The organism is Phaeovulum sp. (assembly GCF_030684035.1).
Lineage (GTDB): Bacteria > Pseudomonadota > Alphaproteobacteria > Rhodobacterales > Rhodobacteraceae > UBA6213.
Genome location: NZ_JAUXPI010000040.1, coordinates 1 through 9,735, shown reverse-complemented (window position 1 = coordinate 9,735; position 9,735 = coordinate 1). Strand labels below are relative to the sequence as shown.

Annotated in this window: 11 protein-coding genes and 1 rRNA gene; 9 read left to right on the top strand and 3 right to left on the bottom strand. The window is 63.5% G+C overall.

The genetic code is table 11. From position 1 onward, the window contains the following. Positions 1-204: 204 nt before the first annotated feature. Positions 205-408 (top strand): hypothetical protein, encoded by a 204-nt coding sequence (locus Q8J98_RS09070; protein ID WP_305294054.1) that lies wholly within the window; start codon positions 205-207, stop codon positions 406-408. 101 nt (positions 409-509) lie between these two features. Here Q8J98_RS09070 and Q8J98_RS09065 read toward each other — a convergent pair whose 3' ends face one another. Continuing rightward, the gene (locus tag Q8J98_RS09065) at positions 510-731 is read right to left on the bottom strand and encodes a hypothetical protein (protein ID WP_305294053.1); all 222 of its coding nucleotides are present in this window, start codon (positions 729-731) and stop codon (positions 510-512) included. 35 nt (positions 732-766) lie between these two features. Here Q8J98_RS09065 and Q8J98_RS09060 point away from each other — a divergent pair, with 35 nt between their 5' ends. The 4 genes from Q8J98_RS09060 to Q8J98_RS09045 all read left to right on the top strand — a co-directional run bounded on the left by Q8J98_RS09060 (position 767) and on the right by Q8J98_RS09045 (position 3,301). Then, positions 767-1,660, top strand: coding sequence for an SPFH domain-containing protein (locus tag Q8J98_RS09060; RefSeq protein ID WP_305184497.1), 894 nt, complete (start codon positions 767-769; stop codon positions 1,658-1,660). Further along, entirely contained in the window at positions 1,657-1,929 is a 273-nt protein-coding gene (locus Q8J98_RS09055) for an NfeD family protein (RefSeq protein WP_305294052.1), read from the top strand. The genes Q8J98_RS09060 and Q8J98_RS09055 overlap by 4 nt, the downstream gene beginning before the upstream one ends. A 7-nt stretch (positions 1,930-1,936) precedes the next feature. Continuing rightward, a complete protein-coding gene (locus Q8J98_RS09050; RefSeq protein ID WP_305294051.1) occupies positions 1,937-2,563 on the top strand; it encodes a glutathione S-transferase family protein in 627 nt (208 codons plus the stop codon). Positions 2,564-2,845: 282 nt separating this feature from the next. Beyond that, entirely contained in the window at positions 2,846-3,301 is a 456-nt protein-coding gene (locus Q8J98_RS09045) for a hypothetical protein (RefSeq protein ID WP_305294050.1), read from the top strand. Between the two features lie 88 nt (positions 3,302-3,389). Here Q8J98_RS09045 and pyrF read toward each other — a convergent pair whose 3' ends face one another. After that, positions 3,390-4,088 (bottom strand): orotidine-5'-phosphate decarboxylase, encoded by a 699-nt coding sequence (pyrF, locus tag Q8J98_RS09040; RefSeq protein ID WP_305294049.1) that lies wholly within the window; start codon positions 4,086-4,088, stop codon positions 3,390-3,392. A 57-nt stretch (positions 4,089-4,145) separates the two neighbouring features. Next, positions 4,146-4,352 (bottom strand): hypothetical protein, encoded by a 207-nt coding sequence (locus Q8J98_RS09035; protein ID WP_305294048.1) that lies wholly within the window; start codon positions 4,350-4,352, stop codon positions 4,146-4,148. A 197-nt stretch (positions 4,353-4,549) separates the two neighbouring features. On the opposite strand from Q8J98_RS09035, the gene clpB reads away from it, so the two are divergent. The 4 genes from clpB to Q8J98_RS09015 all read left to right on the top strand — a co-directional run. Then, positions 4,550-7,162 carry an ATP-dependent chaperone ClpB gene (gene clpB / locus Q8J98_RS09030; protein ID WP_305294047.1) on the top strand — a complete coding sequence of 871 codons (2,613 nt, stop codon included), beginning with the start codon at positions 4,550-4,552 and terminating at the stop codon, positions 7,160-7,162. A 112-nt stretch (positions 7,163-7,274) separates the two neighbouring features. Then, positions 7,275-8,195, top strand: coding sequence for a protein-methionine-sulfoxide reductase catalytic subunit MsrP (gene msrP, locus Q8J98_RS09025; protein ID WP_305294046.1), 921 nt, complete (start codon positions 7,275-7,277; stop codon positions 8,193-8,195). Beyond that, entirely contained in the window at positions 8,195-8,806 is a 612-nt protein-coding gene (gene msrQ / locus Q8J98_RS09020; protein WP_305294045.1) for a protein-methionine-sulfoxide reductase heme-binding subunit MsrQ, read from the top strand. The genes msrP and msrQ overlap by 1 nt, the downstream gene beginning before the upstream one ends. 574 nt (positions 8,807-9,380) lie before the next feature. Continuing rightward, a 16S ribosomal RNA gene (locus Q8J98_RS09015) occupies positions 9,381-9,735 on the top strand; the annotation flags it as partial.

The window sequence follows — 9,735 nt, the reverse complement described above, 5'->3', positions numbered from 1 at the left end:
CGCGCCGTGTCACCTTCTTCTTCATCGCATCGCGCAGGCCGGGAAAGGCGGGTTGTTTCAGCATCGGCAAGCCTCCTCGTGGGGATGCCCAAGCCTATCAGATCAGGCGGAAAGTGGCAGGTTTTTCAGACGTTCCTTAGGATCATCGTCGTGAACTGCCAGTCGATCTTGGAACACGTACAGAAGCTGTGCTGAGAGGGGACCATGACGGCATTGCTAGCTGAAAAACATTGTGATACCAGTAAGTTAAGTAGTGAGGCCGCGCTGCTTCACCAGCTGCAACAGCAGGCGTCTGAGATCAACAGAATGCTTGAAGAAGGTAAGATTACTCAAGACGAAGCCGCGCGACAGCTAAACCAGCTTACCATTCGCAACATCGGTTTTCGGTATCGCATCTTTGGCGTTTGACGTGCCGATTCGATAGTTGAAGACGATATTTGTGGCTGATTGCATATAGTTACCGCGCGCTGCGGTTCTGCGCGCGCCGCCGGTTGTATACTTACCCCCCTTCACACCGGCGCATACATCCGCTCGATGTCATCGAGAACGCTGTCGATCATCATCCCGGACGCCTCGGGGCCGGTGAAGCGCAGCAGGTAGCCTTCGGGGGTTCTTTCGCGGCGGATGGTGAGGCCCTGGCGGGGGCGCGAGGATAGGCCGGGCGGATTGCGCGCGAAGTGAACGCGCCGCGCGCTCTGCGCCCCCTTTCGCTTTGGCCGCTTTCGGGGCATGATCGGCGCGGATTATTGAGCACGGGGGTGCCCTGATGGGCGATTTTGACATTGGCGGAATAAGCGGCAGCAGTATTCTTTTGATCGTGCTGGCGCTGTTCATCATTCTGGGGATTTTCCTCGGGGTGCGGATCGTGCCGCAATCGGAAAAGCATGTGGTGGAAAGGTTCGGGCGGTTGCGCGCGGTCCTGGGGCCGGGGATCAACCTGATCGTGCCCTATCTTGACCGGGTGGCGCACAAGATCTCGGTGCTGGAGCGCCAGTTGCCCACCGCGCAGCAGGACGCGATCACCACCGACAACGTGCTGGTGAAGGTCGAAACCAGCGTGTTCTACCGGATCATCGAGCCGGAAAAGACCGTCTACCGGATCCGCGATGTGGATGCTGCGATTGCCACTACGGTGGCGGGGATCGTGCGCTCCGAGATCGGCAAGATGGAGCTCGATCAGGTGCAGTCGAACCGCAACGAGCTGACCGCGAAGATCCGCGAGCAGGTCGCGGCGATGGTCGATGACTGGGGCATCGAGGTGACGCGGGCGGAAATTCTGGATGTGAACCTCGACGACCAGACCCGGCAGGCGATGTTGCAGCAGCTCAACGCCGAGCGCGCGCGGCGCGCGCAGGTGACCGAGGCCGAGGGCAAGAAGCGGTCGGTGGAACTGGCGGCGGATGCCGAGCTTTATTCGGCGCAGCAGCAGGCCAAGGCGCGGCGCATTCTTGCCGAGGCAGAGGCCTTTGCGACGGTGACGATTGCCGCGGCGATCAAGGAAAACGGCATCGAGGCGGCGCAGTACCAGGTGGCGCTGAAACAGGTCGAGGCGCTGACGGCGGTGGGGCAGGGTGCCGGCAAGCAGGTGGTGATCGTGCCAGCCGCTGCGATTGACGCCTTTGGCGATGCCTTCAAGATGTTGCAGGGGCGGATGAAATGATCTGGCAGCAGGCGTGGCTATGGGCGGTGCTGGGGGTGGCGCTGGCGGGGCTGGAAATGCTGGCACCGGGGTTTTACCTGCTCGGGCTCGCGTGCGGCGCGATCATCGTGGCGCTTCTGGTCTGGGTCGGGGTGCTGGGGGCTTCGCTGCCGTGGATGATATTCATCATGGCGGCGGGGGCGCTGGCGGCCTGGCTGGCGCTGCGGCGTTGGGCCGGCGTCTATCGCAACAACCCGAAAATCTATGACCACGATGTCAACGACAACTGAGGGCGCGATGCCGTTCAGGCTTTACCAGATGCCGGGCTGGGGTTCGGCAATTGTCGAGGCGCAGCTGGTGTTTTACGGACTGCCGCATGAGCTGGTCGAGGCGGGCGACATTTATGAAGATGCCGCCGCGCGGGCGGCGCTTGGCCGGATCAACCCGCTGGCGCAGGTGCCGGCGCTGGTTCTGCCCTCGGGCGAGGCGATGACCGAAAGCGCAGCAATGACGCTCTATCTGGCCGATGCCGCCGGGTCGGAGGCGCTGGTGCCGGGGCCGGGGTCGGCGGAGCGGGCGGCGTTTCTGCGCTGGCTGGTGTTTCTGGTGGCCAACATCTACCCCTGCTTTACCTTTGCCGATGTGCCGACGCGCTATGTGGCCGAGGCCGGGGCGGCCAAGGCGTTTCGCGCCGCTGTCGATGCGCGCGCCGAGGCGCTTTGGCGCGCGGTCGAGGCGGCGGCGGGGGCCCCGTGGTTTCTGGGCGAACGGTTTTCGGCGCTGGATATCTATGTGGGGGTGATGAGCCACTGGCGGCCGAGGCCCGCGTGGTTCGCCGCCGAGGCCCCGAAGCTGGCGGCGATTGCCCGCAATGTGCAGGCAAGGCCGGAACTGGCGGCGGTATTCGCTCGGAACTTCGGGTAGGGGTGATTCGCCGCTTTGGTGCCGCGACGATTTGTCGCGGCAGCGGCTGACTAAGCCTTAGGTATAGCGATCTCGGAATTTGCAGCTTCCGGCAGCAATCTGACGTTCATATTAGGTAGTGATTTGGAAACAACGAAGATCTTTCTCGATTGCGGCAGGAATGTGGCGGTATTTCGTTTACATTATGTCGGGGTGTGGCACCCTATTAGAATACCTGTAGTCCGTGAACGAGAGTCATGGGCTTTGGGTCTGGGGGTTTTGGCGATTTGAGGAGAAGTTCAAATGAAAAAGACTGCCTTCGCGATCACGCTGGCAAGCGCGTTGATGATGTCGGTTGCTGCGTTTGCGGACACTCCACCGGCCGAGGGGACGAGTTGCGTTTCGGGCTGCGACCCGCTTCCGAACGAGAACTGGACATACGGGAGTCCTGTGGAAGTTGATGGATATTCCGGCAGCGGTGTCGTCGTTGACGTGGATACGACCGTCATCAACATGGCCGAGCTGAAGTCGGGCGGCAAGGCGAGCGCGAAAAACCAGAGCAACTTCCGCACCGAAGTCATCACTACCACCACCATCGAATATGAGGTGACGGTAACAGAGCAGAGCAAGATCAACCCCGGTGGCCAAGACAAGACTGCCCAACAAGGCGGGCCGCTGAAGAACGAAACCGTCGAGTACATTTCGGAAGATTCCGAAACCGAATACGGCGAGCGAGAGCACGTCCACCCGCACGAATAAGCGACGAGCGCATTTTTCAATTCGCTGAGGTGAACTGTGCGACGGGAAAAAAGTGGCAGCCTCCGGGCTGCCGCTTGCATTTCTGCCCTCAGGCCCCCGCGAACTCCCTCACAATCGCCTGCGCCGCCGCCCTCGGGTCCTTGGCTTGCCACACAGGACGGCCCACCACGATGTGGTCGGCCCCGGCGGCGAGGGCGGCGGCGGGGGTTTCGACGCGTTTTTGATCGCCCAGGGCGGCACCCGCGGGGCGCACGCCGGGGGTGACGATCAGGCGGCCCGCGGCTTCGGGCAGGGCACGGATGGCGGCGGCTTCGTGCGGGGAGGCGATGACGCCATGTGCGCCTGCGGCAAAGGCGCGGGCGGCGCGCTCGGTCACGAGGTCGGCGACATTGCCGGGGCGGATCAGGCAGGCGTCAAGGTCTGCCCGGTCGAGCGAGGTGAGGATGGTCACGGCGAGAATTTTCAGCCCCGTGCCCGCAGCGCCCTCGCAGGCGGCGCGGACCACATGCGGATCGCCGTGGACGGTGAGAAAATCGAGATCATACTGCGCAATGCCGCGCACCGCGGCCTCGATGGTGGCGGAAATGTCGAAAAGCTTGAGATCAAGGAAGATGCGCTTGCCGTGCTGCTGCTTGAGTTCATCCGCCAGCGCCAGGCCGCCGCCGGTCAGCATGCCAAGCCCGATCTTGTAGAACCCCACCGCGTCGCCAAGCCGGTTCACAAGGTCAAGCCCGGCAAGGGCATTGGGCAGATCGAGCGCGACGATCAGGCGGTTGTCAGGGTGCATGGGGCCTCTCCGGGGTTGCTGCCCGGTGTTTAGGCGCTGGCGCGGGGCCCGTAAAGCCTAGAGCCCGCCGATGCCGCGGCGTGCCGCCTCGGCAGCCAACGCGCGGGCAAGGGCGCGATGCGGCGTGCCCTGCGGGGCCGCAAGCATCACCGGAACCCGCAGCGGCTGCGGCAAGCCGGGGGCAAAGAATTCTACCACCGCCTCGAACCGGAGGCGGGCGGAATTGTAGGAGACCTCGGCGATGTGGATGGCGGAATGGTTCATGCTGTCTCCTTGCTTCCGTGACTTGCCCAGCATTGCGGCGAAGTGTTGGCAAAGTATGAGCGGGGCTGTGAAAACCCGCGCGCCGCGCCCCTTGAAGGCGATGCGCCCAGACGCCATTTCCCTGTCAAGACCCGGGGAGTGCGCCGTGCCGTTGCGGGCGGCGACGTGGCCCGGGGGCTTTGCCAAGGAGTGACCCCATGAACATGGAAAAATTCACCGAGCGCGCCCGTGGTTTCGTACAGGCGGCGCAGACGATCGCGATGCGCGAAGGGCACCAGCGGGTGCTGCCCGAGCATCTTCTGAAAGCCCTGATGGACGATGATCAGGGGCTGAGCGCAAACCTGATCCGGGCCTCGGGCGGCGAGCCTGCGCGGGTGGGCGAGGCGGTCAATGCCGCGGTGGCCAAGCTGCCCAAGGTTTCGGGCGGCAGCGGCGAGGTCTATGTGGACCAGTCTCTGGTGCGGGTGCTCGACGAGGCGGAAAAGGTGGCAAAGAAGGCGGGCGACAGTTTCGTGCCGGTCGAGCGCATGCTGATGGCGCTGGCGCTGGTCAACACCCGCGCCAAGGACGCGCTCGATGCGGGCGCGGTGACGCCGCAGAAGCTCAATTCGGCGATCAACGACATCCGCAAGGGTCGCAAGGCAGATAGCGCCTCGGCCGAAGACACGATGGAGGCGCTGAAGAAATATGCGCGCGATCTGACCGAGGCGGCGGAGCAGGGCAAGATTGACCCGATCATCGGCCGCGATGACGAGATCCGGCGCACCATGCAGGTGCTGAGCCGCCGCACCAAGAACAACCCGGTGCTGATCGGCGAGCCTGGCGTCGGCAAGACCGCGATTGCCGAGGGCCTTGCGCTGCGGATCATCGAAGGCGACGTGCCGGAAAGCCTGAAGAACAAGAAGCTGCTGGCGCTGGATATGGGGGCGCTGATTGCGGGCGCGAAGTATCGCGGCGAGTTCGAGGAACGGCTGAAAGCGGTGCTGAAGGAAATCGAAGGCGCGGCAGGCGAAATCATCCTGTTCATCGACGAGATGCACACGCTGGTCGGCGCGGGCAAGGCCGATGGCGCAATGGATGCGGCGAACCTGATCAAACCGGCGCTGGCGCGGGGCGAGTTGCATTGCGTGGGGGCCACCACGCTTGATGAATACCGCAAGTATGTGGAGAAAGACGCGGCCTTGGCGCGGCGGTTCCAGCCGGTGATGGTGGAGGAGCCGACGGTTGAGGACACGATCAGCATTCTGCGCGGTATCAAGGAAAAATACGAGCTGCACCACGGGGTGCGGATTTCCGATTCTGCCCTGGTGGCGGCGGCGACGCTGAGCCATCGCTACATTACCGACCGCTTCCTGCCCGACAAGGCGATCGACCTGATGGACGAGGCTGCCAGCCGGTTGCGCATGGAAGTGGACAGCAAACCCGAAGAGCTGGACGCGCTTGACCGGCAGATCCTGCAATTGCAGATCGAGGCGGAGGCGCTGAAGAAAGAGGACGATGCGGCGAGCCGCGACCGGCTGGAGAAATTGCAGAAGGAACTTGGCGAGCTTACCCAGCAAAGCGCAACGATGACGTCGCAGTGGCAGGCCGAGCGCGACAAGCTCGAGGCCTCGCGCGGGCTGAAAGAGCAACTGGAACATGCCCGCACCGAGCTGGAGCATGCCAAGCGCGAGGGCAACCTCGGCCGCGCAGGGGAATTGAGCTACGGGGTGATACCGGGGCTGGAGCGGCAGCTGGCGGAAAGCGAAACGCTGGCTGAGGCGATGGTTTCCGAAGCGGTGCGGCCAGAGCAGATTGCCGAGGTGGTGGAGCGTTGGACCGGCATCCCGACCTCGAAGATGCTTGAGGGCGAGCGCGAAAAACTGCTGAAAATGGAAGACGAGCTTGGCAAGCGGGTGATCGGCCAACGGGCGGCAGTAACGGCGGTGGCCAATGCCGTGCGCCGGGCGCGGGCGGGCCTCAACGACGAGGGGCGGCCGCTGGGCAGCTTCCTCTTCCTCGGGCCGACCGGGGTTGGCAAGACCGAGCTGACCAAGGCGGTGGCCGAGTATCTCTTTGATGACGACACCGCGATGGTGCGCATCGACATGTCGGAGTTCATGGAGAAACATGCGGTGGCGCGGCTGATCGGCGCGCCTCCCGGCTATGTCGGCTACGACGAGGGCGGGGTGCTGACCGAGGCGGTGCGGCGCAGGCCCTATCAGGTGCTCCTGTTCGACGAGGTGGAAAAGGCGCATCCCGATGTGTTCAACGTGCTCCTTCAGGTGCTCGATGACGGGGTGCTGACCGATGGCCACGGGCGGCATGTGGACTTCAAGCAGACGCTGATCGTGCTGACCTCAAACCTTGGCAGTCAGGCGCTGAGCCAGTTGCCCGAGGGGTCGGACAGCGGCCAGGCGCAGGCGCAGGTGATGGAAGCGGTCAGGGCGCATTTCCGGCCCGAGTTCCTCAACCGGCTGGATGAGACGATCATTTTCGACCGGTTGACGCGGAGCGATATGGACGGGATCGTGCTGATCCAGCTTCGCCAGCTTGAAAAGCGGCTCGCCGGGCGCAAGATCACGCTCGATCTCGACACTGCGGCGCGCAAATGGCTGGCGGATGAAGGCTATGACCCGGTCTTCGGCGCGCGGCCCTTGAAGCGGGTAATCCAGCGGCATTTGCAAGACCCGCTTGCGGAGATGCTGCTTTCGGGCGGTGTCATCGATGGCGATACGGTTACCGTGACGGCGGGTCCCGAGGGGCTGATCGTTGGTGGTCGCGCGCCGCGCGCCGCGCATGAAAAGCCCTATGGGGCGGCGTTGCACTGAGGCGGCAGGCACCGCCCTGGCACTGGGGCGGCGCACACGCCGGGTTGGCGCGAATGTGAAACCGTTACCGCGGCGGCAGATGTTATAGCTTCGCCAAAGCAGGGAGAACGGGATGACCATGCAGCGCAGAAAACTCGGCTGGGCCGATGTGACGCCGAAGGCGCTTTACCTCAACCGGCGCGCTTTCATCTCTGGCGCGGCGGGGGTGGCGGTGGCGGGCCCGGCGCTGGCGGGCTCGCTCGGTGCCGCGAAAAGCGCGCTTTCCACCGATGCCAAGCCCAATACGCTTGACGAGATCATGGGCTATTCGAACTATTACGAGTTCGGCTATGATAAGGAGGACCCCGCACGCTATGCCTCGGCGCTGACCACCGACCCCTGGGCGGTCGAGGTCGATGGGCTGGTGGAGCGGCCGGGGCGCTATGATCTGGCCGAGATCCTGCGCGGCAAGGCGTTGGAAGAGCGGATCTACCGGCTGCGCTGCGTGGAAGCCTGGTCGATGGTGGTGCCCTGGGTCGGGTTCGAGCTTTCGGCCTTTCTGGCGCAGGTGGGGGTGCTGCCGGGGGCGAAATATGTGGCGTTTGAAACCGTCGTGCGCCCCGAGGAAATGCGCGGCCAACGCGGGCGCGGGCTTGATTGGCCATACCGCGAGGGCCTGCGGCTGGATGAGGCGATGCACCCGCTGACCATTCTTGCCAGCGGGCTTTATGATGAGCCGCTGCCCAAGGGCAACGGCGCGCCGCTGCGGCTGGTGGTGCCGTGGAAATACGGCTTCAAGTCGATCAAGGCGATCGTGAAGATGACCCTGACCGACGGCCAGCCCGACAATACCTGGCGGATGCAGCAAGCGAGCGAATACGGCTTTTACGCCAATGTGAACCCGGCGGTGGACCACCCGCGCTGGAGCCAGGCAACCGAGCGGCGGATCGGAGCGGGGCTTTTCGGCAACCGCCAGCCGACGCAGCTTTTCAACGGTTATGCCGAAAAGGTGGCGGGGCTTTATGCCGGCATGGATCTGGCGAAGAACTACTGATGGCCACGCTTTCGTTTTCCCTCCCCTTCGCGTCGGAGCTGAACGGCGCGTTGCGCCGGGTGCCGGTCTGGTCGGTCTATCTGGCGGGGGTGCTGCCGCTGGCGTGGATCCTGTGGCTGCTGGCAGAGGGCGGGCTTGGCATCGACCCGGTGAAGGAGATCGAGCAACGGCTGGGCAAGATCGGGTTGCAGCTGATCGTGGCGGGGCTGGCGGTGACACCGCTGCGCCGCTTTGCCGGGCTGAACCTGTTGCGGTTCCGCCGCGCGATCGGGGTTCTGGCCTTTTGCTATGTGGTGCTGCACCTCGCCGCCTGGGTGGTGCTCGACATGGCGCTGCTCTGGAGCCAGGCGTTGGGCGACATCGTCAAGCGGCCCTATCTGACGCTCGGCATGGCCGCCTTCGCGCTGCTGGTGCCGCTGGCGGCAACGTCGAACAACTGGGCGCTGCGGCGGCTCGGGGGAATGCGCTGGCGGGTGCTGCACCGGCTGGTCTACCCGGCGGCGGTGCTTGGCGGGGTGCATTATCTGTGGTTGGTCAAGGCCTGGCCGCCCGAACCCTTCGTTTACCTCGGCGCGATTCTGGCGCTTCTGGCGCTGCGGCTCGGGCGCTGAAAGCCGCCGCGGCGGCAGCCCCGGGCAGGGCCCGCATTCGTTTCGTGCCAGGGGGTGATTTGCGACAGAATCTTGCGCAGGGGGCTGCCGCATGGTGGCAAACTGGCCAAATACCACAAGATTTTGAAAGCTTTGCGCGTGCAGCGAAAAAAATGCGCGGATTGCGAAAAAGCCTCTTGCGGAGTTGGGCGCAGGTCCGTAAATACCCCTCTACCGAAGCGGCAAACACCGCAACGGCACGCCGAATGCGCCGCAAGGCACTGAAAGCAAACGAAAACTGGAGATCGATCTGGCCGGATGCGCTGAGAGATGGCGCAACGGGTCTGGTTTTGTCTTCATGCTCTTTGACAACTAGATTTTACTGAAGAGATATGTGGGCGGTTTGGGTCGTATCGATGACTGGACGTTTGCATATCGGCCTACTAGGGCGCGAGCTCGATGATGTAGGTGTCAGCTTCACTGTTTGTCGGTCTTTGTTGTTCGCAATGAAGGACGATGGACAGAAGTTACCTGCCCGCCTGGGCAGGAACGATGTGCAGAGGTTCATGCGTCAAGGATAGTCTTTCGGGACTTTCAACTTGAGAGTTTGATCCTGGCTCAGAACGAACGCTGGCGGCAGGCCTAACACATGCAAGTCGAGCGGACCCTTCGGGGTTAGCGGCGGACGGGTGAGTAACGCGTGGGAATGTGCCCTTCTCTACGGAATAGCCTCGGGAAACTGGGAGTAATACCGTATACGCCCCCTGATCGTGGAGATTTGGGGGGAAAGATTTATCGGAGAGGGATCAGCCCGCGTTGGATTAGGTAGTTGGTGGGGTAATGGCCTACCAAGCCGACGATCCATAGCTGGTTTGAGAGGATGATCAGCCACACTGGGACTGAGACACGGCCCAGACTCCTACGGGAGGCAGCAGTGGGGAATCTTAGAC